This is a genomic window from Pseudomonas sp. ADAK2 (genome assembly GCF_012935755.1).
Taxonomy (GTDB): Bacteria; Pseudomonadota; Gammaproteobacteria; order Pseudomonadales; family Pseudomonadaceae; genus Aquipseudomonas.
On record NZ_CP052862.1, the window covers coordinates 2,055,550 to 2,081,309 of the forward strand.

General features: G+C 62.5%; 31 protein-coding genes. 18 read left to right on the forward strand and 13 right to left on the reverse strand.

Translation table 11 applies throughout. The annotated features are described in order from the left end of the window. Positions 1–139: 139 nt before the first annotated feature. From sctW to HKK52_RS09555, 14 genes are all read left to right on the forward strand, one after another. Entirely contained in the window at positions 140–1,240 is a 1,101-nt protein-coding gene (gene sctW, locus HKK52_RS09490; RefSeq protein WP_169370610.1) for a type III secretion system gatekeeper subunit SctW, read from the forward strand. After that, a complete protein-coding gene (gene sctV / locus HKK52_RS09495) occupies positions 1,240–3,339 on the forward strand; it encodes a type III secretion system export apparatus subunit SctV (protein ID WP_169370611.1) in 2,100 nt (699 codons plus the stop codon). The genes sctW and sctV overlap by 1 nt, the downstream gene beginning before the upstream one ends. 18 nt (positions 3,340–3,357) lie before the next feature. Then, complete coding sequence (locus HKK52_RS09500; RefSeq protein WP_169374218.1) at positions 3,358–4,302, forward strand: FHA domain-containing protein; 945 nt, start codon at positions 3,358–3,360, stop codon at positions 4,300–4,302. After that, the gene (locus HKK52_RS09505; RefSeq protein WP_169370612.1) at positions 4,299–5,648 is read left to right on the forward strand and encodes a FliI/YscN family ATPase; all 1,350 of its coding nucleotides are present in this window, start codon (positions 4,299–4,301) and stop codon (positions 5,646–5,648) included. The genes HKK52_RS09500 and HKK52_RS09505 overlap by 4 nt, the downstream gene beginning before the upstream one ends. A gap of 2 nt (positions 5,649–5,650) precedes the next feature. Then, positions 5,651–6,094, forward strand: coding sequence for a type III secretion protein (locus tag HKK52_RS09510; protein WP_169370613.1), 444 nt, complete (start codon positions 5,651–5,653; stop codon positions 6,092–6,094). 4 nt (positions 6,095–6,098) lie between these two features. Beyond that, positions 6,099–6,650, forward strand: coding sequence for a type III secretion system HrpP C-terminal domain-containing protein (locus tag HKK52_RS09515; RefSeq protein ID WP_237150762.1), 552 nt, complete (start codon positions 6,099–6,101; stop codon positions 6,648–6,650). Next, positions 6,647–7,363: a type III secretion system protein gene (locus HKK52_RS09520; protein ID WP_169370614.1), complete on the forward strand. Its 717-nt coding sequence runs from the start codon at positions 6,647–6,649 to the stop codon at positions 7,361–7,363. The genes HKK52_RS09515 and HKK52_RS09520 overlap by 4 nt, the downstream gene beginning before the upstream one ends. After that, entirely contained in the window at positions 7,353–7,718 is a 366-nt protein-coding gene (locus HKK52_RS09525; protein ID WP_169370615.1) for a FliM/FliN family flagellar motor switch protein, read from the forward strand. Before HKK52_RS09520 ends, HKK52_RS09525 begins: the two co-directional genes overlap by 11 nt. After that, positions 7,715–8,368, forward strand: coding sequence for a type III secretion system export apparatus subunit SctR (gene sctR / locus HKK52_RS09530; RefSeq protein WP_169370616.1), 654 nt, complete (start codon positions 7,715–7,717; stop codon positions 8,366–8,368). Before HKK52_RS09525 ends, sctR begins: the two co-directional genes overlap by 4 nt. Before the next feature lie 8 nt (positions 8,369–8,376). Then, positions 8,377–8,643: a type III secretion system export apparatus subunit SctS gene (gene sctS / locus HKK52_RS09535; RefSeq protein WP_123365535.1), complete on the forward strand. Its 267-nt coding sequence runs from the start codon at positions 8,377–8,379 to the stop codon at positions 8,641–8,643. Then, positions 8,643–9,437, forward strand: coding sequence for a type III secretion system export apparatus subunit SctT (gene sctT, locus HKK52_RS09540; RefSeq protein ID WP_169370617.1), 795 nt, complete (start codon positions 8,643–8,645; stop codon positions 9,435–9,437). The genes sctS and sctT overlap by 1 nt, the downstream gene beginning before the upstream one ends. Then, complete coding sequence (gene sctU, locus HKK52_RS09545; protein ID WP_169370618.1) at positions 9,434–10,510, forward strand: type III secretion system export apparatus subunit SctU; 1,077 nt, start codon at positions 9,434–9,436, stop codon at positions 10,508–10,510. The genes sctT and sctU overlap by 4 nt, the downstream gene beginning before the upstream one ends. 75 nt (positions 10,511–10,585) lie before the next feature. Next, positions 10,586–11,512 (forward strand): type III secretion system chaperone, encoded by a 927-nt coding sequence (locus tag HKK52_RS09550; RefSeq protein WP_169370619.1) that lies wholly within the window; start codon positions 10,586–10,588, stop codon positions 11,510–11,512. Further along, the gene (locus tag HKK52_RS09555; protein ID WP_169370620.1) at positions 11,503–12,984 is read left to right on the forward strand and encodes a hypothetical protein; all 1,482 of its coding nucleotides are present in this window, start codon (positions 11,503–11,505) and stop codon (positions 12,982–12,984) included. Before HKK52_RS09550 ends, HKK52_RS09555 begins: the two co-directional genes overlap by 10 nt. Here the strand turns inward: HKK52_RS09555 and HKK52_RS09560 are convergent. From HKK52_RS09560 to HKK52_RS09615, 12 genes are all read right to left on the reverse strand, one after another. After that, positions 12,978–13,337 carry a type III secretion protein HrpV gene (locus HKK52_RS09560; protein WP_169370621.1) on the reverse strand — a complete coding sequence of 120 codons (360 nt, stop codon included), beginning with the start codon at positions 13,335–13,337 and terminating at the stop codon, positions 12,978–12,980. The genes HKK52_RS09555 and HKK52_RS09560 overlap by 7 nt on opposite strands. A gap of 5 nt (positions 13,338–13,342) precedes the next feature. Further along, complete coding sequence (gene hrpT / locus HKK52_RS09565) at positions 13,343–13,552, reverse strand: HrpT family type III secretion system protein (protein ID WP_169370622.1); 210 nt, start codon at positions 13,550–13,552, stop codon at positions 13,343–13,345. Further along, entirely contained in the window at positions 13,549–15,618 is a 2,070-nt protein-coding gene (gene sctC / locus HKK52_RS09570; RefSeq protein ID WP_169370623.1) for a type III secretion system outer membrane ring subunit SctC, read from the reverse strand. Before sctC ends, hrpT begins: the two co-directional genes overlap by 4 nt. A 1-nt stretch (position 15,619) precedes the next feature. Next, positions 15,620–16,051, reverse strand: a complete 432-nt coding sequence (locus HKK52_RS09575) for a type III secretion protein (RefSeq protein WP_169370624.1) — start codon at positions 16,049–16,051, stop codon at positions 15,620–15,622. Continuing rightward, a complete protein-coding gene (locus HKK52_RS09580; protein ID WP_133836968.1) occupies positions 16,038–16,262 on the reverse strand; it encodes a type III secretion protein in 225 nt (74 codons plus the stop codon). Before HKK52_RS09580 ends, HKK52_RS09575 begins: the two co-directional genes overlap by 14 nt. A 98-nt stretch (positions 16,263–16,360) precedes the next feature. Beyond that, complete coding sequence (gene sctL / locus HKK52_RS09585) at positions 16,361–16,936, reverse strand: type III secretion system stator protein SctL (protein ID WP_169370625.1); 576 nt, start codon at positions 16,934–16,936, stop codon at positions 16,361–16,363. 22 nt (positions 16,937–16,958) lie between these two features. After that, entirely contained in the window at positions 16,959–17,489 is a 531-nt protein-coding gene (locus HKK52_RS09590) for a type III secretion protein (RefSeq protein ID WP_169370626.1), read from the reverse strand. After that, complete coding sequence (sctJ, locus tag HKK52_RS09595; RefSeq protein ID WP_169370627.1) at positions 17,486–18,289, reverse strand: type III secretion system inner membrane ring lipoprotein SctJ; 804 nt, start codon at positions 18,287–18,289, stop codon at positions 17,486–17,488. Before sctJ ends, HKK52_RS09590 begins: the two co-directional genes overlap by 4 nt. 7 nt (positions 18,290–18,296) lie before the next feature. Next, on the reverse strand, positions 18,297–18,656 hold the full coding sequence (sctI, locus tag HKK52_RS09600; protein ID WP_169370628.1) for a type III secretion system inner rod subunit SctI: 360 nt from the start codon (positions 18,654–18,656) through the stop codon (positions 18,297–18,299). A gap of 57 nt (positions 18,657–18,713) precedes the next feature. Beyond that, entirely contained in the window at positions 18,714–19,664 is a 951-nt protein-coding gene (locus HKK52_RS09605) for a hypothetical protein (protein ID WP_336604968.1), read from the reverse strand. Between the two features lie 57 nt (positions 19,665–19,721). Beyond that, on the reverse strand, positions 19,722–20,051 hold the full coding sequence (locus HKK52_RS09610) for a hypothetical protein (RefSeq protein WP_169370630.1): 330 nt from the start codon (positions 20,049–20,051) through the stop codon (positions 19,722–19,724). A 28-nt stretch (positions 20,052–20,079) separates the two neighbouring features. Beyond that, a complete protein-coding gene (locus HKK52_RS09615) occupies positions 20,080–21,063 on the reverse strand; it encodes a sigma 54-interacting transcriptional regulator (protein WP_169370631.1) in 984 nt (327 codons plus the stop codon). Between the two features lie 952 nt (positions 21,064–22,015). Between HKK52_RS09615 and HKK52_RS09620 the strand changes: the two genes are divergently transcribed. The 4 genes from HKK52_RS09620 to HKK52_RS09635 all read left to right on the forward strand — a co-directional run bounded on the left by HKK52_RS09620 (position 22,016) and on the right by HKK52_RS09635 (position 25,350). Further along, the gene (locus HKK52_RS09620) at positions 22,016–22,786 is read left to right on the forward strand and encodes an alpha/beta hydrolase (protein ID WP_169370632.1); all 771 of its coding nucleotides are present in this window, start codon (positions 22,016–22,018) and stop codon (positions 22,784–22,786) included. Positions 22,787–22,919: 133 nt separating this feature from the next. Then, a complete protein-coding gene (locus tag HKK52_RS09625; RefSeq protein WP_149658865.1) occupies positions 22,920–23,177 on the forward strand; it encodes a DUF2790 domain-containing protein in 258 nt (85 codons plus the stop codon). Between the two features lie 101 nt (positions 23,178–23,278). After that, positions 23,279–23,950 (forward strand): heavy metal response regulator transcription factor, encoded by a 672-nt coding sequence (locus HKK52_RS09630; protein ID WP_054053013.1) that lies wholly within the window; start codon positions 23,279–23,281, stop codon positions 23,948–23,950. After that, positions 23,947–25,350 (forward strand): heavy metal sensor histidine kinase, encoded by a 1,404-nt coding sequence (locus HKK52_RS09635; RefSeq protein ID WP_169370633.1) that lies wholly within the window; start codon positions 23,947–23,949, stop codon positions 25,348–25,350. The genes HKK52_RS09630 and HKK52_RS09635 overlap by 4 nt, the downstream gene beginning before the upstream one ends. A 35-nt stretch (positions 25,351–25,385) precedes the next feature. Here HKK52_RS09635 and HKK52_RS09640 read toward each other — a convergent pair whose 3' ends face one another. Continuing rightward, the gene (locus tag HKK52_RS09640; RefSeq protein WP_169370634.1) at positions 25,386–25,754 is read right to left on the reverse strand and encodes a DUF6124 family protein; all 369 of its coding nucleotides are present in this window, start codon (positions 25,752–25,754) and stop codon (positions 25,386–25,388) included. Positions 25,755–25,760 lie beyond the last annotated feature (6 nt).

The window sequence follows — 25,760 nt, forward strand, 5'->3', positions numbered from 1 at the left end:
GATGATTTCTGTGCAAGTTCTTGCACAAGCCGATTGGATCCAATACCAGAAATGGCACACCTGTTCCGTTTGCCATCGCGATGGAACCGGATGGCCAGGACCGGCCACTCACTGCGCATATCCCTGACAGACATGCGCCATGAAGATCGCGGCTCCGAACATTCCACATGTCCAGCAACCGGCACCGGCAACGCCTGTCAAGTCGGCGGCGCTGCTTGCCCAGAGCACGCCGCCGACCAATCAAGGCACCGCCACGCAACAGGTCACGCGCTTCGCCTCGGCGCTGATTCAGCAAAGCCGCACGCTGAGCCAGCGCGACCTGATGGCCAGTACCAACGCGCTGCAATCCAAGGCCGTCAAACTCGGCGAGCTGTATCAACTGCTGATGGGCAGCCAGGACAAAGGCCTCGACAGCGCGGCACGGGAACTGCGCAAGCAACTGAAGAACCAGACCCCGACCCTTGCGCAAGTTTTGGCACTCAGTGGCGACGACGCGGCCAAGGCCCATGTGATGCTTCAGGCCGCCTCGCGCCAGGCCTATAACGAAGGGGCCAGCGGTGAACATGTCAGCCTCAATCAGCAACTCAAGCTGCTGCGGCGCGAACACGGCAACAAGGCCCAGGCCGGCATCAATACTGCCCGGGCGTTTGCCAAGTCCAGCCTCAACCCGCGACGCCGGCAAACCTTGCGCGATTTGTACTATTCAGGGGTGGTCGGCCAACAAAGCATCTCCGGGCTGATCGATACCCTGCTCGGCCAGGACGAAGGCGAACGGCAATTCGCCCCGACCCTGCGCGACCTGCGCGGCGCCATCGCCGATGACCTCGCGGCCCTCAGCCCGTCGAGCACCCAGCAGCAATTGCGCAACCTCATGCACGGCCTGAATACCGCCCGGCATGTCGCGACCCTGTTGCAAACCAGCGAGCACCTGCTGGGCCGCATGCGCGGCAAAAACCCCGCACTGCAATTGAATGCGCCGACGTTCCTCAAGCACCTGCTGACGCTCTCGGGCAAAGGCATGAACCTGCATGAAACCCTGCAACTGACGCAATTTGTCGGCGGCAAACACCTCAAGCACCAACTGGCCTTTCTCAACGGTCTGCGTCCGATGCTGCAGCAGTTGCCCATTCTGTTATGGCGCGACCTCAAGGCCCGCCAGACCGCCCTGGGCAACCTGCTGACGCTGATGGCGGAGCTCACCCGCCAAGAGCAAAACCCGACCCAGGGGAACACTGCCTGATGCAATGGATTATCAACGCGCTCAACCAGATCGCCCTGGCAGCCATGCGGCGCTCGGAGATCGTGGGCGCGTTTGTCGTGCTCGCCATCGTGTTCATGATGATTACCCCGCTGCCCACCTGGCTGGTGGACATCCTGATTGCGATCAACATTTGCATTTCCTGCCTGTTGATCATGCTGGCCATGCACTTGCCGCGCCCGTTGGCGTTCTCGACCTTCCCCTCGGTGTTGCTGATCACCACGATGTTTCGCCTGGCGCTGTCGATTTCCACCACGCGCCTGATCCTGCTGGACCAGGACGCCGGGCACATCGTCGAGGCGTTCGGGCAGTTCGTGGTCGGCGGCAACCTGGCGGTGGGCATGGTGATTTTCATGATCCTCACCGTGGTCAATTTCCTGGTGATCACCAAGGGCTCGGAACGGGTGGCGGAAGTCGGCGCGCGGTTCACCCTCGACGCCATGCCCGGCAAGCAGATGTCCATCGACAGCGACTTGCGCGCCAACCTGATCAGCGTCCACGAAGCCCGGCGCCGACGCTCGGAACTGGGCAAGGAAAGCCAATTGTTCGGGGCCATGGACGGGGCGATGAAATTTGTCAACGGCGATGCCATCGCCAGCCTGATCATCGTCGCGATCAACATGATCGGCGGGATCTCCATTGGCGTGATCCAGCACGGCATGAGCGCCGGCGACGCGGTGCAGCTGTATACCGTGCTGACCATTGGCGACGGCTTGATTGCACAGATCCCGGCGCTGCTGATTTCCGTGACCTCGGGGATGATCATCACCCGGGTGTCCAACGACAATCCGGGGGTGGAAGCCAACATCGGCCGCGAGATCGCCGAGCAGATCACCAGCCAGCCCAAGGCCTGGATCATTGCCTCGGTGGCGATGCTCGGGTTTGCCGCGATGCCAGGGATGCCGACGGCGGTGTTCATCGTTATCGCGATCATTTGCAGCCTGGGCGGCGTGCTGCAATTGCAGCGGGCCAAACCCAAGTCCGGCCAGGACCAACCGGTCGCCGTGGCGCCGGAGGACAATGGCAACGAAGACCTGCGCACCTTTACCCCGAGCCGGCAGTTTTTGCTGCAATTCCATCCCCAGCAAAACATGGCGCAAATCGAAGCGCTGGTCAGCGAAATCCGTCAGCGGCGCAATCGCCTGGTGGTGCATTACGGCCTGACCCTGCCCTCGTTCATCATCGAAACCGCCGAGCACCTGGCGCCGGACGAGTTCCGTTTCTCGGTCTATGAAGTGCCGATGCTCAAGGCCACGTTCAACCAGACCCACGTCGCCATCGACGTCGATACCCTGGACGCCGGGCAGTACGAGCAGGCAGTGGCCGGCAGTCTCGACCGCCAGGAAAGCCAATGGCTGTGGTTGCCGGCCGACGCTGCGCAATTGCAGGACAGCCCAGTGGAAACCATCAGCGCCAGCACCCTGATTGTCGAACGCATGGAGCGCGCCTTGCAGGCCTGCGGGCCGCAGTTCATCGGTTTGCAGGAAACCAAGGCGATCCTCGGCTGGCTCGAATCCGAGCAACCGGAACTCGCCCAGGAAATGCAACGGGTGCTGCCGCTGGCGCGCTTCTCCTCGGTGCTGCAACGCCTGGCGTCCGAATGCGTGCCGTTGCGGGCGATCCGGGTGATTGCCGAAACCCTGATCGAACACGGTCAGCATGAACGCGACATCACCGCCCTCACCGACTACGTGCGCATCGCCCTCAAATCGCTGATCTACAACCAGTACTGCGGCGCCAACGGTTTGCTGGTGTGGCTGCTGACCCCGGAAAGCGAAGGCATCCTGCGCGACAGCCTGCGCCAGACCCAGACCGAAACCTTCTTTGCCTTGAGCAACGGCTCGAGCCAGCAACTGGTGCAGCAACTGCGCATCGCCTTCCCCCTGCGCGCCGCCGAGCGCGCCGTGTTGCTGGTCGCCCAGGACTTGCGCAGCCCGTTGCGCACCTTGTTGCAGGATGAATTCCACCACGTGCCGGTGCTGTCCTTCGCCGAGATCAGCAACGTCGCCGAAGTGAAAGTGATGGGCCGTTTCGATCTCGAAGACGACCAGCAAGCGCTGGAGGACGACTATGCGGCCTGATGCCTGGAGACTGTCGTGATGTTTGAGCTGCGGGTATTGAGTGGTCTGCACCAGGGCGCCGCGTTGCCGTTGATTGGCGAGCAGTGGCTGATCGGTGCCGATGCCGAGCATGATCTGGCGCTGTACGACCCCGGCGTCGCCGCCCTGCATTGTCGGCTGACCCGCACCGAGGACGGTTGGCAGTTGAAGGCCGAAGACAGCCTGATCAACGATGAAGAAGGCCATGCGCGCACGATGACCGAACTGACACCGAACCAGACCTTCGCCCTGGGCAATGTCTGGTTGTGCCTGTCGGCGGCCGAGCAGGATTGGCCACTGGTGCCAGTGGTTGCACCCAGCGAAAACGCCCAGGACAGCGCCGAGCAATCGCCGCCGCTGGTGAATGTTTCGGGACGCTCGACGCGGTTCGACCGCATCGGCGCGGTGATCGTCGGCGTGCTGGTGGGCATCATGGGCAGCGCCTGGGGCCTGAGTCGCAGCGCCAGCCAGCCGAGCGAAGCCATCAGCGCGCCCGTGGCCGCCATTGCCGCGCCCGCCCCTTCGAAAACCAACGCAGCGTCACCATCGAAGGTGAAACTTGCGAGCCGCGACGCCGTACGCCGCCAGCTCAACGCGCTACTCAGCGACCGATTGTTGACCGACGTCAGCGTCGAAGACAGCGGCGAAGGCCTGGCCCTCAAGGGGGGCCTGAAAGACGACGCGCTGCTGGTTTATCAGCGCATGCTGCAACGCTTCAACGAACGTTACGAACTGCCGGTGCCGCTGCTCGACGAGGTCGCCACCGCGGGGGCCGGCCTGCCGTTTGTGATCGTGCAGATCATCAGCGGCACCAACGCGCACTTGGTCACCAGCGAGGGCCAACGGCTGTACATCGGCGATGTGCTCAACGGTCTGCGCCTGAGCCGGATCGACGAGCAGCGCATCGAGTTCGACGGTGACCGGCATGTCGAGGTGCGCTGGTGAGCACCGCCCTGGCGCAATGGACCCACGAACAAACCTCGCGCCTGTCGAACTGTTCGGCGGTGCGCATCAGCGGCCGGGTGTCGGCGGTCAACGGCATCCTGCTCGAATGCCAGGTGCCCGCCGCAAAGATCGGTGACCTGTGCGAAGTGAGCAAGGCCGACGGCCACAGCATGCTCGCCGAGATTGTCGGTTTCACCCCGCAATGCACCTTGCTCAGCGCCCTCGGCACGCCGGACGGCATTCAGGTTGGCGCGCGCATTCGGCCGCTGGGCATGGCCCATCGCATCGGCGTCGATGACAGTTTGCTTGGCCGCGTGCTCGACGGTTTCGGCCGGCCGCTGCTGGGAGACGGCGACGGCGCGTTTGCCGGGCCGTATGACCGCCGCACCACCACCCCGGTGATCGCCGACGCTTTGCCACCGATGCAAAAACCGCGGATCAGCACGGCGCTGCCCACCGGCATCCGCGCCATCGACAGCGCTATCCTGTTGGGCGAAGGGCAACGGGTCGGGCTGTTCGCCGGGGCCGGTTGCGGCAAGACCACGCTGCTGGCGGAGATGGCGCGCAACATGGATTGCGATGTGATCGTGTTCGGTTTGATCGGTGAGCGCGGACGCGAGCTGCGCGAATTCCTCGACCATGAACTGGACGACACCCTGCGCCAGCGTTCAGTGCTGATCTGCGCCACATCCGACCGCTCCAGCATGGAGCGCGCCCGCGCGGCGTTCACCGCCACCGCCATCGCCGAGGCTTTTCGCAATCGCGGCATGAAAGTCTTGTTGCTGATCGACTCCCTGACCCGGTTTGCCCGAGCCCAACGCGAAATCGGCCTCGCCGCCGGCGAACCCTTGGGCCGTGGGGGGTTGCCACCGTCGGTGTACACCTTGCTGCCACAACTGGTCGAACGCGCCGGCATGAGCGAAAACGGCTCGATCACCGCGATCTATACGGTGCTGATCGAACAGGATTCGATGAACGATCCGGTGGCCGACGAAGTGCGTTCGCTGCTCGACGGCCATATCGTGCTCTCGCGCAAACTCGCCGAGCGCGGGCATTACCCGGCCATCGATGTGCCGGCCAGCATCAGCCGGATCCTCAGCAACGTCACCGGCCGCGAACACCAGCAAGCCAACAATCGCCTGCGCCGGTTGATGGCGTCCTATCGGCAAGTGGAAATGCTGCTGCGCCTGGGGGAATACCAGCCTGGGTCCGATCCGGTGACCGATTGCGCGGTGCAACTCAACGACGCCATCAATGACTTCCTGCGCCAGGACCTGCGCGAACCGGTGCCGCTGGAAACCACCCTTGAGCTGCTCATGCAAATCACCTCGCAGTTGCCGGGTTGAGCATGGACGACGAACTCGAAGCCGACCCGGACCGCGCCGCCCTGGAACAAGTGATCGGCGTGCTGACGCCTTTGCGCCAACACCGCCAGGCCCGTGCCGAACGTGCCCAGCGTCAGTTGCAGGATGAGTTGCAGGCGATGTACGAACAGTTGCGGCTCACCGAGCAGTCGTGGGTTCAGGAACGGGACAACCAAAAGGTCCGGCGTCAGCAGTTGTCGGCCGCGCACCTGCAGAAAACCATGGCGCTGGATGACGTCGACCGCTGGCATGACAAGGAACGCCGCATGCTCGACCGCCTCGCCTACATCCGCCAGAACGCCAACCAATTGCGCTACGGCATCGAGCAGCAACACCTGCGCATCGAGCAAGCGCGGCTGGAAGCCAAGGCCCGCCAGCGCGCCGTGGAAAAACTCGCCTGCATGAGCGAGACCCTGAATGAGGAATGAGCTTTTGAACGCACCGATCCAGCACCAGGCGCCGCGTCCGCCCCAGAAACCGGCACCGGCGGCGATCCAGCCCCGGGCCGACAATCCAGCGGCCGCCAATGCGCAACCTCGGCGCAACGAGCCGGAGCGCGGTCGTTTGGCGGACAGCCGACTGAATCAGGGCCGCGACAGCACCCGCCACCTGGATGCCGACGGCTTGTTCTTCGAGCAACTGCTGGTGCCGTCGGGCAGCGGCAAGGGCGATCAGTCGGGCACCGGTGGCGGCAGCCATTTCAACATGTTCGCCCCGGCCGACGGCGTGCCGACGCAATTGATTGATGAGCTGGCGCTGCAACTGCCGGCCTACGGCAACCGCCCGTTCAGCGCCACGTTGCTGATGCCCAACCTGGGCAAGGTTCAGGTGCGGGCGAACAAGCGTGACAGCCGTTGGGCGATTGAACTGGGCTTCGAGCGCAGTGACGTGCTGACGCGTTTGAGTGCCCGTCATCAAGCCTGCGAAGACGCGTTTGCCGACGCACTGGGGCACGACGTTGACCTGTCGATGGGGGTCGCATGAAGCCGCTGACACTGCGCCAGGTTGCGCCGAGCGTCGCCGCCGCCAGCCGATTGCTGGGCCGTGGTTGTTGGCTGGATTTTTCCAGCGCGGGGGATGACGGGCGCCTGACCTTGAGTCCGCTGCGGTCCTTCGATAGCGCTGCCACCGTGCCATTCGGCAGCGCCCGTGGCCTGTTGCGCCTGGGCAATGCCGATGCGCTGTTGAGCCTGTTCGGCACCGCGCCGGTAGTCTGCGCCGGCCCGCTGCAGCCCTGGTACTGGCAATACGTGAATCAACAACTGAGCCCGACGTTGGCCGGGTTGTTCGCGCCGCTCGAACCCCTCGACGGCGTCGATGAGCCGCTGCCCGAGCGCTTCGATTGCCGCCTCAGCGTGCAACGGGCGGGCGAAACCGTACACGGCGTACTGAGTTGCGCCGCCGACACTTTGCTGCGGGTGTTGGACGCCGCCCAATGGCAGGCCATCGAACAAGCGCTGCCGGCGGATTGGCCGCTGCACTACCCGGTGGTGCTCGGCCGCCTGGCCCTGACGATTCAGCAATTGGGCTCGCTACGGGTGGGCGATGTGGTGCTGCCCAACGAGCCGGGGTTCGACAGCGAAGGACACGGCCACCTGCGATTGGGTGCCCGTGATTGGGCGGTCGATGCCGAGGCGATCGACGGCAACTTGCAACTGCGGCTGATCCGCGAAAAGGACCTTCACGATGGACAATGACCCACTGTACGAAGACGATTTGCCGGAGATTGACGGCGACATCGCCGAAGCCGACATCGAAGTGACCGAGCCCGTCGACGAGCAAGCGCCAGACGAATCGATTGCCCAGGACCCGGTCCTGCCCTCCTCGCCCCTGGCCGGTTTGAGCCTCGACCTGACGGTGCGCAGTGGCAGCGTCAACCTGAGCCTGGAAGCCTTGCAACGCCTGGCGCCGGGTTCGGTGCTGGACGTTGCCGGCGTGACGCCCGGCGAAGCCACCCTGTGCCATGGCGAGCGCGTTGTCGCCCACGGCGAATTGGTGGATGTCGACGGGCGCCTCGGCCTGCAAATTACCCGGGTGGTATTCGACCGATGATCATGGAAGGCATGAACCCGATCATGCTCGCGCTGCTGCTGGGCGCGCTGTCATTGGTCCCGTTGTTTCTGATCGTGTGCACGGCGTTCCTGAAAATCTCCATGGTGCTGCTGATCACCCGCAACGCCATCGGCGTGCAGCAAGTGCCGCCGAACATGGCGATGTACGGCATCGCCCTGGCCGCGACGATGTTCGTCATGGCCCCGGTGGCGCATGAAATCCAGCAGCGGGTGCAGGACAACCCACTGGAAATGGGCACCACGGAAAAACTCCAGGTCAGCGCCAATACGGTGATGGAGCCGATCCAGCGCTTCATGAGCCGCAACACCGACCCGGATGTGCAGGCCCATTTGCTGGAAAACACCCACCGCATGTGGCCGGCAGAAATGGCGGAAAAGGCCAGCAGCAATGACCTGCTGCTGGCGATCCCGGCGTTCGTGCTTTCGGAGTTGCAGGCCGGGTTCCAGATCGGGTTTCTGATCTACATCCCCTTCATTGTCATCGACCTGATCGTCTCCAACCTGCTGCTGGCGCTGGGCATGCAAATGGTCTCGCCCATGACCATCTCGCTGCCGCTCAAGCTGTTGCTATTCGTGCTGGTCCAGGGTTGGTCGCGGCTGCTCGACAGTCTGTTTTATTCCTATATGTGAGGCCCACCGTGGAAGCATTGGCACTGTTCAAGCAAGGCATGTTCCTGGTGGTCATCCTCACCGCGCCGACCCTCGGCGTCGCGGTGTTGGTCGGCGTGCTGACGTCGCTGTTGCAGGCGCTGATGCAGATCCAGGACCAGACCTTGCCCTTCGGCATCAAGCTGGCCGCCGTGGGCCTGACCCTGGCGGCGACCGGGCGCTGGATCGGCGTCGAATTGATCCAGTTCATCAACCTCTCGTTCGACCTGATTGCCCGCTCCGGCGGCGCCCATTGATGCCGTTCAACGCCGAGCAACTGTTCGAGCTGATGCTCGGCATGGGCCTGGCCATCGCACGGATTCTGCCGTGCCTGATCCTGGTCCCGGCATTCTGCTTCAAGCACATCAAAGGGCCGCTGCGCTACGGCGTGACCTGCGCGATCTCCCTGGTGCCGGCACCGAGCATCGGCCGGGTGCTGGCCCTGGAAAACGACAACTGGTACACCATCGTCGGCTTGCTGCTCAAGGAGTCGGTGCTCGGGGTGTTGCTGGGGTTGTTGCTGTATGCACCGTTCTGGATGTTCGCCACGGTCGGCGCCTTGCTCGACAGCCAGCGCGGCGCCCTGAGTGGCGGGCAGATGAACCCGTCGCTGGGGCCGGACGCCACGCCGTTGGGCGAGCTATTCCAGGAAGCGTTGATCATGCTGGTGATTCTGTCCGGTGGTCTGTCGCTGATCACCCAGGTGATTTGGGACAGCTATGAAGTCTGGCCGCCCACCGTGTGGTTGCCCGGAATGAACGCCCAAGGCCTGGATATTTTCCTCGGCCAATTGAACCTGACCCTGCAACACGCGCTGCTCTACGCCGCGCCGTTCATTGGCCTGCTGCTGTTGATCGAGGCCGCGTTCGCCATCGTCGGCTTGTACGCCCAACAGTTGAACGTCTCGGTGCTGGCGATGCCGGCCAAGAGTATGGCCGGGCTGGCGTTCCTGCTGGTGTACCTGCCGACCCTGCTGGAGTTGGGCAACGGCCAATTGCAAAAGCTGCTCGATCTCAAGTTTCTGCTCGGCCATCTGGTGCTGGTGCCATGAGCGAAAAAACTGAAAAGGCCACGCCGAAGAAACTGCGCGATGCCCGGGAAAAAGGCCAGGTCGGGCAAAGCCAGGACCTGAGCAAATTGCTGGTGCTGATGGTGGTCAGCGAGGTCTGCCTGGGCATGGCCGATCAAAGCGTGGAGAAGCTGGAATACCTGCTGACCCTGTCATTGAAACGCATGAACGAACCGTTCCTCAGCACCCTGACCGAACTGATCGGCGAGGCCACCTGGGTGTTGATCACCTTCATTCTGCTAAGTGTCGGCGTGGCCATGCTGATGCGCATGGCCGGCAGTTGGTTGCAAATCGGATTTCTGTTCGCGCCCAAGGCGTTGAAAATCGACCTCGGCAAGCTCAACCCCATCGGCCACCTCAAGCAGATGTTTTCCGGGCAGAACCTGACGACCCTGCTGCTGAGCATCCTCAAGGCCATCGCCATCGGCGCGACGCTGTACGTGTCGATCAAACCGGTGCTGGGCAAATTGATCCTGCTGGCGGACTCGGACCTGACCACCTACTGGCATGCGCTGCTGACGCTGTTTCGCAGCATCCTGCGCACCACCCTCGGTTTGCTGCTGGTCCTGGCCTTGGTCGACTACGCGCTGCAAAAGTATTTCCACGCCAAGAAAATGCGCATGAGCCACGAGGACATCAAGAAGGAATACAAGGAGTCCGAGGGCGATCCGCACGTCAAGGGTCATCGTCGGCAACTGGCCCACGAACTGCTCAACGAAGAACCGACCACGCCGGCCAAACCGCTGGAGGACGCCGATCTGCTGCTGGTCAACCCGACGCACTTCGCGGTGGCGTTGTACTACCGGCCAGGCCAGACGCCGTTGCCGCTGATCCACTGCAAGGGCGAAGACGAAGACGCCCTGGCGCTGATCGAACGGGCGAAACGGGCGAAGATTCCGATCGTGCAAAGCGTGTGGCTGGCGCGCACCTTGTACAAGGTCAGGACCGGTCGCCATATCCCGCGCCCGACCCTGCTGGAAGTGGCGCATATCTACCAGGTGATCCGTCAGCTCGACGAAATCACCGACGAGATCATTCAGCTCGAAGACCACTGATTCAGAGCGGCGCATTCACGAAACTGCAACGTTAAAAGGCTTCAATGGCCTTCAAAACTTTCGGCAGTGCAGCTCATGAATTCGTCGCAACTTACGCCCATTCCCGATGCCGCCACACCCTGGTTATTGAACGCCGCCAAACACCTTGGCGTAGCGCCGCAACAGGCCCGGGATTTCGCCCGCAGCGGCGAGTTGCAACTGCCGGGGCTGACGCTGCAACTGAGCCTTTGGCAAACCGAACCTTTCGCGCAGTGGATCGTGCTGGCACAGCTACCGCGTCCCGAAACCCTGACCCCGCTGCAATGGAACGAACTGCTGCTGCGGGCCAACTGCGCGATCAGCGCCATGAGCGCTTGCACCGGCGCACTGGACGAACGCGGACATGGCTTGCTGGTCAAGCGCCTGGGGTTTCAGGCGTACTCGGATCACCCAGGGCTAGCCGCCGAACTCGACCATCTGATCGCCGTCGCGGAAAGCCTGGTCGCGGGGGCTACCGCGTTGACGTCAGGAACGGCCCGCGCCGAAACAACGCCAGGTCCGGCGCCCGCGTCGAATCCTGTCACGGCGCCAGCGGCCAAAGCGGCGATGGACCAGCACTGGCATCGGCCCTTGCTGATTCAGGCGATGCAGCAACTGGGCATCACCGCCCCGCCCGAGGCACAGATTCAGACCGTCGGGATGATCCAGCTCGGCGCCCGGTCGTTCGAAGTGATCGCCGATGGCGACCAGCGCCACCTGCTGGTCAGCACAATCATCGAGGCCCCGCTGCGCAGTGCCGCTCAACGTGAACTAGCCTTACGCGCCAACCTGCAATTAATGCTGCTGAGCGGTTGCGCCGTGGCCCTCGCGCCCCACGGCAGTTGCCTGCAAGCCCGCTGGGATTGCAAAGGGCTGGACGGCGAGGCCTTCGCCGACTGGCTGCTGGATGTTGCCCGACTGGCCGACAGTTTCGTCGCGCCTTCGCCCGCCGCGCTACCCAAGAGGAATCCGGCATGGACATGAGACCCGCAGCACCCGGCATCGCCCCGCCGACGCGCCTCGAATTGCAACCCCTGGGCCGCAACCGAACCCCGGCGGATCTTGAGCGCGGGCAAACACCGCCGCCCCCACCTGGTTTCACTGCGCGGGCGGCACAAGCGGCGATGAGCCTGGGCCAGACGTTCCACCGCAGTTATCTGGCGCCGGCCTATGCAAGCGCCAGCACCGCCGGGGGTGCGGTGCGCGATCAGCTCAAGAGCGGCGCGATCCAGGCCTGGAGTGACAGCGCGGCGAATCTGCCGTCCGGTCGCACCACGCTCGCGGCCGCCGGCCAGACCCTGCAACAGATGGCCACTTGTGGGTTGCCGACCTACGTGCGCGAAGTCGCGTTCATGCACGCCTACAGCGCGCTGGCCGATGGCCTGGCGGAAAAAAGCCCCGGTGGCGCCCTGGTGCTGCAAGCGGCGATTTCCCTGGCGTCGATTGCCACCCAGGTCTACGTGCGCCAACCGCGCCTGGAGCGTCTGGGCGCCGAATCGAACGTCGCCGTGCGTGGTCACTTTGCCCTGAGCGAAGCGAAGTGGAATGGCCTGGCGCCCGACAAACAGGATGCCCTGCGCACGCAGATGCAGCGCGATTCGCGCAACGTCACCCGCAATCAAGTGGTCGCCGAAGCGATCTACCTGAGCCTCGGCGCACTCGGTGCTGCTCGCGGTGACGGCGCCTTGAGCGCGCGGATTCTCTCGACCCAGTTGCGCAACGTGATCTACGCCGTATCGCGCGAAGCGATGCAGGCCAGCCTGAGCATGACCGGCAAGCACGACGACACCAAGACCCACGGGGTCAATCAGGACAACATGGCCCTGCTCGGCTGGGCCTACGGCGCGATGACCCTGACCATGGGCTTCGTCCAGGATTCGGTCAGCCCGCAGACTTTGCCGCCGGGCCAGACGCTGTCGAGCCCGGCATTGACCGGCGCCGATCATTTGCCGCTGCGGGGTGAAGCGCTGGCCAAATCGATCCAGACCCTGGCCGGTACGCGCGCGGCGTTCAACACCGTGATCGCGATCATGGACAATCATCTGCAAAAGCATTTCGACACACGCCAGGCCGGCACCACGCAACAATTCGAAGCGAGCCTGCCGCTCAAGGATTACGGGCGGATTCTCGATCAGTCCCCGGCGCGCGTGGCCTGGACCAGCCTGGCCAGCGCAATCAACATGGCCATGGGCGAAGTCACCCGTGGCAATACCTCAACCGCCCTCGGCAGCTTCCTCGGCAATGCCGGCACCGCTGCGGCCATGGGCCTGGCTTATCGCACCATGAACCAGACATTCCAGGCCCACGGCAGTGTGCGCAAGGCCCTCGACAACCCGCCAGCGCAGACGCCAGCCGCCGTCGCCCAACCGAACATCGAACTGCAGGGCGCTGCCGTCATCAATCGCCGGGCCAATGCCCTGCGCGCGCAAATCGAGAACACTCGGGAAGGTCAGTAAGCGCCATCGCCCAAGTGATCGAGCCCCGCCAGCAGCAGTTGATGCTGGCGGATATCGTCCAGGGACACGTGGCTGCCCGCGCCCATGGGCGTGGCGTGCCAGACCACGAAGTCGCGCTGGGAATCGAGGAACAGAAAGTAATCGGGAAACAGGTGCGACTGGGTGAAGCGCCGCTCCAGTGCCGTGCGCAATTGCTGGGGTTTCAACGAACGGCTTTCGATGTGCAAGGCGATGCCCCAGTCCTGGTGTTCGCGGCGACTGACGAACGAAATACCCGCCGCGACCGGCCAGACCGCAGCCTGTTCGGCGGCGACTTGGGCGTAGAACGCCGACTTCTCTGAAACTCGGATCATAGCCTTCAATCCCTTAATGGCACGACGGTGAAGTCGAGCGTGCGCTCACGCGCTTCGAGGCCCTGGCGCATGTCCGCCGGCCACCAGATCACCAGTTCGCGATCGTTGGAATCGGGCCGATCGCATGCCTCGGCCACACACCCGGAACCCGAGCCCGCGCAACCGGCCAACAGCGCGCACAACGCCAGCAACGTCCCACACAAAACCTGGTTCATGGTGTCGTTCCCTTGAGTAACGAGGCGCGCGCCTGGGCGTTGGCCGTGAGTGATTTGGGTTGGCGCACGGCAATGAACACCTCGCTTTCTTCCCCCGGTTGCAGCCAGGCCTTGGGCCAAGCACTGACGCCCAACACCCAGCGTCCGCCGCAAGTGCTTTCATCGATGCGCTGGGGTTTGTCGCTGGTGTTGCGCGCCACCACCACCGCCACGCCCCACTGCTTTTGCGTGTACCACTGGGCGCGTTCGCCATCGATGGCCACACCTGAATTCGAGTCGCACAAGGTGTTGGGAATGAACGGCAATTGGTCACTGCTGGTGAACCCGGCCGGAGCGATGCCATCGAGCAATTGGGTGAAGGCTTTCTGCACATCGATGCGCGTCGGTAGCGCGCCGTCACGCCGACCGCTGATGCGTTTGGACGCCGCATCCACGTCATCCGGGTTGCCGTTTTCGACGTAGCGCGACGGGTCGACCTGATCACCGATCAGCCGTGGGGTGAGGATAAACAGCCGCTCGCGTTTGCTGGTGCGGTGGCTGCTGGACGTGAACAGCAGTTTGCCGATCAGCGGAATGGCGCTGAGGTAAGGAATCTTGCGCACCTTGTCGTCGGACTCCAATACATGGAACCCACCGACCACCAACGACCCGTGTTCGGCGATCACTGCCTGGGTGCTGACGTTGCCTTTGCGCACGCTCGGTTGCGAGGGGTTGAGTACAGAGGCGTCGATCTGTCCGTCTTCGATGTCGAGGATCAGTTGCACCTGGGACCTGCCTTCGTGATTCAGCGAGCGCGGAATCACCTGCAAACTGGTCCCGGCAGTAATCGGCTGGATATCGGCGACCCGTTCGCCGGTGGCGGTCAGGTATTCGGTGCGACTGAAGTCGATCACCGCCGGTTGGTTTTCCAGGGTCAGGATCGACGGATTGCCCACCACCGTCGCCGAGCCCTTGCCTTCCAGCGCATGAATGGCCAGGGCGAAGCGACCGGAGTTTTCCACCGACAAGGTTGAGCTGGAACCGGAATCGAGCAGCGAGGCACTGACATTGGTGCCGCCGGCCCAGATGTTCCAACTGCTGGACAGCTCGGCCAGGTCTTCGCGGTTGATGTCGAGAATCACCGCATCGATTTCGATCAGGTTGCGCGGTTGATCGAGCTGTTTGACCAGCTTCTGATACAACGCCTTGCGCTTGGGCAAGTCATAGATCAGCACCGCGTTGTTGCGCACATCGGCGCTGACACGGATCCGCGACTTGTTGCCCGCCGCGCCTTTGCCCTTCTTCGAGCCGGTGTTGGCCAGCACCTGATCCAGGCCTTTTTGCAGGTTGTCGGTGTCGAGCCCGCCGAGCAGCGTCGAACCGCCGCCATAGGGACTGCCACCGGCACCCAGCCCGGCGCCCTGGAGCAGGTTGACGCCGTTGATCGTATCGCCCCGGGAGCGGGTTTCGAGCAAGTCCTGAAGAATGCTCGCGACCCCGGCCACCGTCAGTTGCTGGTCGCGATAGCGAATGGTGCGGTCGGCGGCGTTGGCGTACTTCAACGGCAGCACGACGATGTCCTGCTTCTCGTCCGGGGTGTCGACTTTCTTGCTGTAGTCGCGCACGAAATTGACGTACTTGGCCGGCCCGCGCACCAGCACCACGCCTTCGTCGGGCAAGGCGCCCCAGCCGAATCGCGTATCCAGCAGGCCGACGTCGGTCAGGGCACTCTTGAGGTCATCCACCGCATCCGGGGACACCTCGATGCGCGCCGAGGTCTGCTCGCTGGTCGGGCTGATGTACAACGTCTCGTTGTAGACGAACCACTGGAAGTGATGTTCCTGACTCAATCGCTCCAGAAACGCCTGGGGGTTTGGCGCCTTGATACGGCCATCCACGATGCCGTCCACCGGCTCCATTTCAAAGCCCAGGCCAAACTCCTTGGCGAAATCGGCCAGCGCCGTCGCCAGATCCGCCTGACTGGCGTCATAGGCGTACGCCGTGTGTTTCCAGGCTGGCGGCACGGCGGCGAAGGCCGAGGCACTCATCCAGATCAATAGCCAAGGCAACCACTTAAAGGCCTTCATTTCACGCTCCGGGTTGCCAGGTATTGAGGGTCGAACGGGGCAACGCAGCATTCGCCAGGCTGCCCAAAGAATGCTGTAACAGGCTGAGCATCGCGGCGCGCTGATTGGCCAGGTGTTCCAGGCGTTGCAGCAACACCGGGGCGGCACAGGGCGGCGCCTGCCAACTGACCAGCACCAGGCAGTGACTGTCGGGATCGATCGCCAGCGCGCCTTCGCAGTGGCAAGCCACGCCAGCGCTGCTCTGGATCAGCAGCGCGGTCAAGCGATCAGGGTCGGCAGCGTCGTACGGGTCCAGCACGTCGATGCTGCAACGCACGCCGTCTTCGCAGCGGGCGAGTCGGGCGTTGGCCTCGTCGATCCAACAGTCCAGCGGTGCGCCAGCACCTTGCTCGCACCACTGGGTGATCACCGCAACGAAGTCATTGAATTCCATCGATTATCGCTTTCGTCAAACCGTGCTGGGCGCGCAGGCCTTCGCTCAACACCGAGGTCGCGGTGGCCATTTTCTGCGACGCGTCGCTGAACGCCATCATGTCTTCGGGCGAGCCACTGTCCGCAGCGTCGAGGGCCGCCTCGTCAGTGTTGGTCTGGCTGTTGCTGAATGAATGGTCGAGGCGATGCTGCAAGGCTTTGAAACTGATCATGAAGAGTGCTCCACGGAAAGGGTCGCCAGTGAGTGGAGCAAAACCGTCAGCCGGTTCCACTTTTTGCATAAGAGGGGGAAAAAGAAGGCGCCGCCTAGTCAGTCGCCCTGCCCCAGCAGGCAGCGGACCAACCCGGACCAATCAAGATCGAATTCCCCGGCGTCGCTGCTCAGGCGCAGGGTCTGCGGCGGCATCGAGGATTCTTCGCGCAACGTCCACAGCGTGGCGAAACGGCCACCGACGAGCCAGGTCTGCACGTCGGCGAACAGCGCGGGGGGACAGCTGAGGGTCGCGGTGCAGGCATCGCTCTGGCTGGCCGCCAGATGCGTGATCAGCGCTTGTCCGCGCTCGATGACGCTGGTGTCGTCGAACAGCCGGGTCAGCGCCAGCGTGAGCATGGCCTCGGCCGACTCGACCGCCGAGCGTTGCAAGGCCTGGCGCTGGTCTTCCACGGTTTGCAGGAAGGCATTGGCCTGCGCCCAGAACTGCCCCGTCGCCTGATCAAGAGAACGCTGGCATTGGCCTTGCGCCTCGGCGATCAACGCCTCGGCCTGGGCATGGGCGGCGAGCAGCAGGTCACTGGCCCGTTGCGCATCGGCGAGGTCTTCGCGGCGCAGGATCGGTTCGCGCAGCAACGCCTCGGTGCCCAGGGACAAGCGTCGTCGAACCAGCATCAGCGCAGTACTCGGTGGTTGTTCATGGCGTCGAGACGCGCCACAACACGGCGCGCCACAACGTGTCGAGTTTGTTGGGCGGCAGGTCCGTCGCCGGCTCACCGACCTCCCCCGGCGCCCATCCCAGACGCAGGCGTGGCCAGATCGCCGGGCCCAGCCAGGCGCCGAGCAGAGGGCGCATGTCGGTCTGTTGCGGATCAGCCCAAAGCCCCGGTCGCAGGGCCTTGGCCAGGCTGCGACACCAGGCATCGTACCGCGCAGCCACCGTGGTTTCGGCGGGCAGCGGCGCGCAACAGATCGATCGGGCGAGGGCCAGCGCTTGTTGACGTTGCTCCGTGCTCAGCGACAACCACAACAGCACATCGACGTCCGGCTCGGGCGGTTGACTGGGACGCACGCCGAGGCTGGCCAGTAAATCCGCCTGGCGGCTGCGCGTCACAGCGGCGCACGCCTCAGGTTCCAGGCCCTGGACCGCCAGCACCTGCGCCTGCCAGGCCGGGTGCGCCCAACGCCACGTGCAACACCACCAGTTCACCCAGTCGGTCGCGGTCATAGGTTCGCCGGTAACGTCGAATCGCTGCGCCGGCCGGGCCACACACGGGCGAGCAATGCCCCGCGCCAGTCACGGCGCAGCCCCAGGGCCAGCACGGCCAGCAGCAACAGCAGGCTGATCGGAAGCACCAGCGCCATGACGTGCCAGAAGCCGACGTCCGGGCTGTCGATCAGGAACGGGCCGAAACGCACCAGGTTTTCCTTGTCCTGAAACTCCATGGACGGGACGAAGACGATGGCGAATTTTTTCGAGTTGGCCGCTTCCTGAGACATCCCCGGAATACTGCTCGCGACCATTTGCTGAATGCGCCCACGTACGCTGTCCGGATCGAGCGCTGCGGTGTGCTTGATGAACACCGCCGCCGACGCCGGTTGCACCGGTTCGCCAGGGGCGATGCGTTCCGGCAGCACCACGTGGACCCGCGCGACGATCACGCCGTCGATCTGCGACAAGGTCGATTCCAGTTCCTGGGACAACGCATAGATGTAGCGCGCCCGTTCCTCCAGCGGCGTGGAAATCACCCCTTCTTTCTTGAAGATTTCCCCGAGGCTGGTGCGGGCCCGTCGCGGCAGGCCGGCGGCTTCCAGCACGCGCACCGCGCGATTGATGTCGCGGGCGGCGACGATGATGGTCACGCCGGTTTTTTGCATCTGCTTGCGGGCGTCGATGTGCTGGTCGGCGAGTTTGGCGATGACGTCATTGGAGTCCGGCTCCGAGAGGCCGCCGAACAGTTCCGTGTCGTCGCTGCAGCCGCTGAGCAACAGCAGGCACAGCAACACAATCGGGGCAAAGAATTTCACGCCGGGCCTACTGCATGTTGGTCAATTTATCGAGCGCCTGGGCGCTCTTGCTCACCACTTTGGTGGTGATCGCCATCTGCAGCGAGTATTGCGACAGCGAGCGGCTCATCTTGACCATGTCCATCGGATCGGCCGAACCGGCAGCGGTTTTCATCGAGCGCAGCGCCTGCTGCGACAGCTGTTCCTGGGACTGGAAACGCTCGGAGAGCGCACCCACCACACCGTCGGCCATATGCCCCACCGGGGCGGCCTCGTTACGCATGGCGCCATTGAATAAGTCGACATCCGCCTGCGCAGGTCCGGAAACCAGGCCTGGGTCATGCTCGACCGGGACGCCTTTGGGTGCATTGATGGGGGAAAGACTCACGGGCGTTCTCCGGCAGACGGTGTCGAGGGGGTGCGATGGTTCACGGCAATCCTGGGATCAGGAAACGCCCGCGCTCATCACGTCGAGGATGTTTTGCGCCGCTTCAGCGGCCGAACTTTTCAGGCTGTGTTGTTGCAACTGCGGGCTCAGGCCGTTCTGCGCGAGGCTATCAGCGCCGCCCTCCGCGCCTTTGCCACCGGCAATCCCCAGGCCCATTTCCAGGCCTTGCTTGAAGATGTCCATCGGATTGCTGCTGCCTAACAGTTGCGCCAGGTCGTTGGATTGGCCGCCCGAGGACGCATCGTTGGCCGACGGTTCCTGTTGCGGGCTGCCCAGGCCGCCGTTGCCCTGAGTCGATTGCGTGCCCTGCGCACCACCGGCACCCATCTGCTGGGAAATCTGCTCCAGCGCCGCGCGGAATTTCGAGGTTTCACCCTTGTCGAGGAAGTTGTCCTTGCCGCCGCTCTCGTCGAGTTCCTTGCTCCAGGACCCGGAATCCGGCGCACCGAACTGGGCTTTGTTCTGGTCCATGAAATTGGCGACTTGCTGCAGGATCGGTTTGTCGGCCTTAGAGAAAGTCGAGCCTTCGCCCTTGTCGGTCAGCGCATTGTCCAGCGATGACTTGCCCAGACCTTGCAGAGTCTGGGACATCAAATCCTGCCCGCCCTGGCCTTTGCCACCAATGCCGGCATCCGCCGAGGCGCCGAAATTGCTGCCCAGTTTGTCCTTGATCAAATCGCCCAACGCTTTCTTGACGGCGTTCTCTTCACCGCCCTTCCCCCCGGCCAAGGCCATGAACGGGTTCTCTTTTTTAAGTTGTTGTTCAACCATCTTGCCCAAGGGCGAATCGGTATTGAGGTGGCCGCCGGACATCAGCGAACTGCTTAACTTGTCGACCACCCCTTTCATGGAATTAATTGATTCGGAGGCCACGGAAGTTAGGGTCGCCGGAATAGCGCCGCCCATTTTCAGAAGCGAACTGGCACCTGCTGCTAGAGGATTTAACATGGAAGATTCTCGCTAACGATCAAAAGCCCTCTGCACAAACAGAGGGCACAGGGATGATTAATAGCTGATGCCTTTCGCACTTTGTGCGACGTTGGAGATTTGCTTGTTGGCCGCGTCCGTCTGAGCGGAACTGATGGCCTGCAGTGTGTTGCGCTGTTCCGTTTGCATGGCCGCCTGGCCTTGCATGGTGATATTGCGGGCCGATTGCTCGTCCTGCATCTGCATCATTTTCATTTGTGCGTCGGCCGCTTTACCGCCGCCGGACATGTCGGCGGCTGCCGACTGGTTTTGCGCATTGCCTTTAACCGAGTTAGCGGTTTCTTTAACCGAGTTGAAACCATTTACCGCCGTGTTTGCAGCGCCACCTACTCCACCCATACCAGCCATAGTCTTAACTCCACAATGAACACTCGCATCAGTGCGAGATATCCATGAGTGGAGCCGTGGCGGATTTGGGTTCCACTTTTTTTTCCAGGGGATCGTGTTTGAGGAATATATCCAGCGACTTGATGCGGTGATAAAGCGTGCGTCGGGGCACGCCCAATTCCATGCTCACCGCGTCGACGGACTGACCGTGGCGCTTGAGCGCCTCCTGGATCAGGATGCGCTCGATGACCCGCATCTGCGCCTTGAGGGTCTGGCTCTCGGGGTCTTCACCGGGCCCGCCGCCGAGCAACGGAAAACCCAGCACGAAACGCTTGGCCGCGGACTTCAATTCGCGGATGTTGCCGGGCCAGGAATGGCTGAGCAGCACTTGGGTCAGCGCCGCGCCCAGCGCTTTGTGACCCCGCCCCAAGTCTCGGGCGGCGGCGTTGGAAAATTGGGAAAACAGCGGAATGATCTGGTCGCGACGCTCGCGCAGTGCCGGCAACTGGATGGTCAGGACGTTGAGGCGGAAATACAGATCGCGACGAAACAGGCCCTGCTCGACCATTTCATCCAGAGGCCTCTGGGCCGAGGCGATCACGCATAACTCCAGGGGAATGACCGTGGTCGAACCGAGTCGCTCGATAGCCCGGACCTCCAGCACCCGCAGCAGTTTGGCCTGGAGATTGAGCGGCATGCTGTCGATCTCGTCGAGGTACAGCGTGCCGCCCTGCGCCGCTTCGATGTAGCCCATCCGCGAACGACTGGCCCCGGTGAACGCGCCGCTGACCACCCCGAACAACTCGCTTTCGGCCAGCGACTCCGGAATCGCCGCGCAATTCATCGCCACAAACCCGCCCTTGCGCTCCGACAGTACGTGAATGCGTTGCGCCAGGGTGTCCTTGCCGGTGCCGGTCTCCCCCGACAGCAGCAGATCGATGCCCAGTGGCGAGGTGCTTTGCGCAATGATTTTTATGTCCGGGAGGTCGTTATCGCAGTCAAGCTCACAATCAAAGTAATCGTACACACTCATCTACGATCTCCAGATCGGTTTCCTTCAAGTTATGCCCCCGTCCATAGGCTCTGATCGTTGCCTTTGAACTACTTGGTGACTTCAGGGCTTATGACCCCTGCCGTCGTGCCATGCAGTCAATTGTTTCCACGGGCGACACTTCATCCCCGGCACAACTTGCCGAGCAAATAAATAAAGCAATTATTCTAATTATTGGACGAGTGCAAACAATTCAGCAAGTTACTGCAGGGCCGTCGTCACAAGTTGACGACTCCATTGAATAAGGCGCGATTATCCAACAACCGTTAATACAGTACTGACGCGTAGAGATATTGGGGTGAAACCGGTTACAGCTGCACTATTGTGGGGTTAAAGCACCATAATGACGCACAGCAAGCTATCACCGACGCAGCAATACCGAACGAGCTTACTTAAACTTGATTTCAATTATCTGACGGATCATCAGCGCTGCTCGCCAATGAACAAAACCGCCGGTTTCGTTTTCGGAAGTGAACATGAGCATACATTCGAAGTTATACATGTCAACTGTATTCTCAAAGTCTTGCTCCTCTGTACGAGTTGTTCTCTTCCCTGGGAAATTTCCAGCTCGGAGCTGTTTTTATTCCCTCGGAAGAGAGACAAGCATTTCCCGGAAAGTTCCCGATGAATGTTGATTCGATCAAAGTATTGATTTGCCACTATGCCATTGTGTGACACAGCGCACGGTGATCAGCCCCCGGCCTGCTTACTGTGCCGAGTGTTTGTGACGCACACGGCAAACTTTTTGAGTATTACGCAAATTTTCGATGGAACCGAATCACGCCTGCTGACCACTCAGCGCCGCCCGAACCCCGGATTACAAACTTGTCATGGAGTTGTCAGCGTAGGCAGCACCCTCGATTCATACAGTGAAGTCGTCAGTCACCCAGCCTGGGTGACGCGCCTCCCACCGATGAAGACAAGGGTCGACACCATGAAACCAATCAACAAACTCTGCCTGATCGCCGCCAGCCTGCTGATGCTCGGCACCGGTTCCGCCATGGCCAGCAACATTGCGCCGGTGAAGGCCAACAACGTCGTGCTGGTGCACGGTTCCTGGGCCGATGGTTCGAGCTGGTCCGAGGTAATTACGCGGTTGCAGGCCGCCGGTCTGCACGTCACCGCGGTACAAAACCCACTGACCTCGGTGGCCAACGACGTCGCCGCCACCCAGCGCGTGCTTGATCAACAAGACGGCCCGACGGTGTTGGTCGGCCATTCCTATGCCGGCACCGTGGTCAGTGAAGCCGGGGTCGATCCGAAGGTCAGCGCCCTGGTGTACGTCGCCGCCCGCGCCCCGGATGCCGGAGAAGATTTCGTCGCCCTCGCCGGCAAGTATCCGACCATGCCGGTGCGCGCCGGCACCGAGGAGCACGACGGCTACGTCACCTTGAAGCAAGACGCTTTCCTCAAATACTTCGCCGGTGATGTCCCCCACGACAAAGCCCTGGCCCTGTTCGCCGTGCAACAACCGATCGCCAAGACCTTGTTTGGCGAGCGCACCACCGCAGCAGCCTGGCACAGCAAACCGTCGTGGTACGCGGTGTCCAGCCTCGACCAGACCATCAACCCGGACCTGGAACGCTTCCTCGCCAAACGCATGGGCGCGACCACCATCGAGGTGCCGTCCAGCCATTTGTCGCTGGTGTCGCACTCGAAAGAAATCGCCGACCTGATCCTCGAAGCCTCCGGCCGCCAGCCGTAATCCCGGGGCGAATTGCATTACAACTTTGTCATTCAACTGTTGGTCGGCTGTCCGGATTGCCTCGTTAACCTGAGCTCACTGCCCAGCCAACTGACGGCAGCCACCTTCACCCCGATTTAGAGAGAGCCCCATCATGAAAATGTTAATCCTCGGTTTCGCCGCCCTCCTCGCCACCGGTTCGGCGTTTGCCGACACCCAGCCACAAGCCGCGGTGATTCATGACAAAACCGGTTTCTTCGTGCATATGGACGTCGCTAAAGTCCTGTCCACCACCGACATCTCACAACAGTGCGGCATTATTCCTGCGCGGCTGGACTACCTGGACCACAAAGGCCAGGAGCACGTGCTGGATTACCAGGTCGAAGGCTCCGGTTGCACCAATGACAATTGAGTGTGCGTCGCCGAAGACGTGTGGCCCGCGTCACGTGCAGATGATCGGGCTACACTGGCTCACGCCCTCCACGGCGCAATGACTTCTTACGGATACCGACCATGAACATCCTTGTCGTTGAAGACGAGCCCAAGGCAGGCAACTACCTGCTCAACGGCCTGCAGGAACTCGGTTACTCGGTCAGCCTCGCGCGCAATGGCGTGGACGGCTTGCACCTGGCCCTGGAAACCTCGTTCGACGTCATCGTGCTGGACGTGATGATGCCGAAAATGGACGGCTGGGAAGTGCTGCGGCGCTTGCGCAAGGAAGCCGATACACCGGTGCTGTTCCTCAGCGCCCGCGACGACATCGCCGACCGTATCAAGGGCCTGGAACTGGGCGCCGACGACTACCTGATCAAACCGTTCTCCTTCGCCGAACTGGTGGCGCGCCTGCGCACCCTGACCCGCCGTGGTCCGTCCCGTGAAGAAGAACAATTGCAAGTCGCCGATCTGCAAATCGACGTACTCAAACGCCGCATCACCCGCGACGGCGTGCGCATCACGCTGACCAATAAAGAATTCGCCTTGCTGCACCTGTTCGCCACGCATCAGGGCCAAGTGCTGTCGCGCTCGCTGATTGCCTCGCGGGTGTGGGACATGAATTTCGACAGCGACACCAACGTGGTAGACGTCGCCGTGCGCCGGCTGCGCTTGAAAGTCGACGACCCGTTCCAACTCAAGCTGATCCACAGCGTGCGCGGTATCGGCTATCGCTTCGATACGCAGCCATGAACCGCCGAGCGCATTCCCTGACCCTGCGCCTGGCGTTGCTGTTTGCCTTGCTGGCGTTCGCCTCGGTCATCACGTTGGGCGTGTGTTTGTATCGCGAACTGGAGCGCGAGTTGATCCGCCGGGACGATGCCGCGCTGATCACCCGGGTCGATCAACTGCGCACGTTTCTGAATGACAGCAACACCCTGGACCTGATCAAGAGCAAACCCGCGTTGTTCCAGAACATGCTCGGCAACCGCGAGTCGGTGCTGGTGATCGGTGCGGCCGGACAAAAGCCGTTGCTGGTGGTCAATCCCGGCAACCTCGACTTGCCGAACCTGTCGCCCGTGACCATGGACCATCCGTTGGTACTGGCCGACGTGCAGCATTTTTCCGGCGTGGACGGCGTGCCCTTCGCGGCGCTGGCGGCGACCATCGACTCGGGCGACCTCGGCAGCCTGCAAGTCGTGGCCGGTCGACTGATGACCGAGCGCACCAGCGTGCTGGCCAACTACCGGTTGCGCGTTTACTTCCTCGCCGGCGTCGCCGCCCTATTGCTCGCGCTCTGCGGCTACTTGCTGCTGTATCGCGGGCTGCTGCCCCTGCGTCGCCTGGCCAAACACGCCCACGGCATCGGCGTCGGCAACCTCACCGAACGCCTCGACATTCAAGGCGCGCCGCTGGAAGTGCTGCCGATGATCGACGCCTTCAACGGCGTGCTCGACCGCCTCGCCAAAGGCTTTATCCAGCTCGGCCAGGTCTCCACCGACATGGCCCACGAACTGCGCACCCCGATCAACAACCTGCTCGGCGAAACCCAGGTCGCCCTCCAGCAAAACCGCAGCGTCGAAGCCTACCAACAACTGCTCGCCTCCAACGTCGAAGAACTCGAACGCCTGGCGCGCATGCTCGACAACATGCTGTTCCTCGCCCGCACCGACCCGGCCAGCGCCTTGCGCCAACGCCAGGAACTGGACGCGGCGGATGAGATGGAGCGGATGGCGGATTACTTTGAAGGACTGGCGGCGGACGCCGGGATCAGCATCAACGCCCACGGCAGCGGCGTGATCTGGGCCGAGCCGATGTTGTTGCGGCGGGCGCTGGCCAACCTGTGTTCGAACGCCATCAAATATGGCGCGCCGGATTCGGAATTGGTGGTGAGTGCGACGCCTACTTCTGATGGGATCAGCCTGCGGGTGAGCAACCACGGCGCGACCATTGCGGCGGAGCATTTGCCGAAACTGTTTGACCGGTTTTATCGGGTGGATGAGTCGCGGGAACGGTCGGCGCAATCGAATGGGTTGGGGTTGTCGATTGTGGCGACGATTATGCAGTTGCATAACGGGCGGTATGGCGTCACCAGTGAGAATGGGGTGACGTGTTTTGAGTTGTTTTTTCCGGGGCGGGTGTTGGAAAAGTAACGAGGGGGCAATCCCCTCGTTACGGTGCCTGGTGGCTATCCAGGCTTGTGGTTGTCCAGTACGCGGTTGACCGCCAACTCACCCATCAGAATCACACGGGCCAGCACCAGCATCGTATGACGTCGCGGGTTGTCCGCCAGGTCGGCGAGATCGTTAACCATCTCGCGGGCTTGTGCGAACGATTCGCTGGCCTCGAGGAGCAACGTTTCGTCATCCACCGCTGCGTCGATGGTGAAGATGGTGCTGCGCTTGCGGGGCGGTATCGGCTCTTTCGTCGCCCCGGGGTTGAGGTAGAAGTTGAGTGCGCGGTCGGCCGCCAGTTTCATTTTCTTGGGATCAAGATCGAAAGAGGCGTCGTAGGGTACTGGATCGTTGTGCGGGGGATTCGGCGTTACCTTGAACATGTCTTA

What these genes read in the sequence shown, in the direction of transcription:
- HKK52_RS09635 (WP_169370633.1), top strand. Translation starts at nt 23,947, where the DNA reads ATGAACCGCCGAGCGCATTCCCTGACCCTGCGCCTGGCGTTGCTGTTT.
- HKK52_RS09620 (WP_169370632.1), top strand. Translation starts at nt 22,016, where the DNA reads ATGAAACCAATCAACAAACTCTGCCTGATCGCCGCCAGCCTGCTGATG.
- HKK52_RS09580 (WP_133836968.1), bottom strand. Translation starts at nt 16,262, where the DNA reads ATGATCAGTTTCAAAGCCTTGCAGCATCGCCTCGACCATTCATTCAGC.
- HKK52_RS09640 (WP_169370634.1), bottom strand. Translation starts at nt 25,754, where the DNA reads ATGTTCAAGGTAACGCCGAATCCCCCGCACAACGATCCAGTACCCTAC.
- HKK52_RS09630 (WP_054053013.1), top strand. Translation starts at nt 23,279, where the DNA reads ATGAACATCCTTGTCGTTGAAGACGAGCCCAAGGCAGGCAACTACCTG.
- HKK52_RS09615 (WP_169370631.1), bottom strand. Translation starts at nt 21,063, where the DNA reads ATGAGTGTGTACGATTACTTTGATTGTGAGCTTGACTGCGATAACGAC.
- HKK52_RS09625 (WP_149658865.1), top strand. Translation starts at nt 22,920, where the DNA reads ATGAAAATGTTAATCCTCGGTTTCGCCGCCCTCCTCGCCACCGGTTCG.
- sctW (WP_169370610.1), top strand. Translation starts at nt 140, where the DNA reads ATGAAGATCGCGGCTCCGAACATTCCACATGTCCAGCAACCGGCACCG.
- HKK52_RS09605 (WP_336604968.1), bottom strand. Translation starts at nt 19,664, where the DNA reads ATGTTAAATCCTCTAGCAGCAGGTGCCAGTTCGCTTCTGAAAATGGGC.
- HKK52_RS09610 (WP_169370630.1), bottom strand. Translation starts at nt 20,051, where the DNA reads ATGGCTGGTATGGGTGGAGTAGGTGGCGCTGCAAACACGGCGGTAAAT.
- HKK52_RS09590 (WP_169370626.1), bottom strand. Translation starts at nt 17,489, where the DNA reads ATGACCGCGACCGACTGGGTGAACTGGTGGTGTTGCACGTGGCGTTGG.
- HKK52_RS09525 (WP_169370615.1), top strand. Translation starts at nt 7,353, where the DNA reads ATGGACAATGACCCACTGTACGAAGACGATTTGCCGGAGATTGACGGC.
- sctU (WP_169370618.1), top strand. Translation starts at nt 9,434, where the DNA reads ATGAGCGAAAAAACTGAAAAGGCCACGCCGAAGAAACTGCGCGATGCC.
- HKK52_RS09560 (WP_169370621.1), bottom strand. Translation starts at nt 13,337, where the DNA reads ATGATCCGAGTTTCAGAGAAGTCGGCGTTCTACGCCCAAGTCGCCGCC.
- hrpT (WP_169370622.1), bottom strand. Translation starts at nt 13,552, where the DNA reads ATGAACCAGGTTTTGTGTGGGACGTTGCTGGCGTTGTGCGCGCTGTTG.
- HKK52_RS09575 (WP_169370624.1), bottom strand. Translation starts at nt 16,051, where the DNA reads ATGGAATTCAATGACTTCGTTGCGGTGATCACCCAGTGGTGCGAGCAA.
- sctV (WP_169370611.1), top strand. Translation starts at nt 1,240, where the DNA reads ATGCAATGGATTATCAACGCGCTCAACCAGATCGCCCTGGCAGCCATG.
- HKK52_RS09550 (WP_169370619.1), top strand. Translation starts at nt 10,586, where the DNA reads ATGAATTCGTCGCAACTTACGCCCATTCCCGATGCCGCCACACCCTGG.
- HKK52_RS09500 (WP_169374218.1), top strand. Translation starts at nt 3,358, where the DNA reads ATGTTTGAGCTGCGGGTATTGAGTGGTCTGCACCAGGGCGCCGCGTTG.
- HKK52_RS09520 (WP_169370614.1), top strand. Translation starts at nt 6,647, where the DNA reads ATGAAGCCGCTGACACTGCGCCAGGTTGCGCCGAGCGTCGCCGCCGCC.
- sctR (WP_169370616.1), top strand. Translation starts at nt 7,715, where the DNA reads ATGATCATGGAAGGCATGAACCCGATCATGCTCGCGCTGCTGCTGGGC.
- sctT (WP_169370617.1), top strand. Translation starts at nt 8,643, where the DNA reads ATGCCGTTCAACGCCGAGCAACTGTTCGAGCTGATGCTCGGCATGGGC.
- sctC (WP_169370623.1), bottom strand. Translation starts at nt 15,618, where the DNA reads ATGAAGGCCTTTAAGTGGTTGCCTTGGCTATTGATCTGGATGAGTGCC.
- HKK52_RS09510 (WP_169370613.1), top strand. Translation starts at nt 5,651, where the DNA reads ATGGACGACGAACTCGAAGCCGACCCGGACCGCGCCGCCCTGGAACAA.
- sctL (WP_169370625.1), bottom strand. Translation starts at nt 16,936, where the DNA reads ATGCTGGTTCGACGACGCTTGTCCCTGGGCACCGAGGCGTTGCTGCGC.
- HKK52_RS09555 (WP_169370620.1), top strand. Translation starts at nt 11,503, where the DNA reads ATGGACATGAGACCCGCAGCACCCGGCATCGCCCCGCCGACGCGCCTC.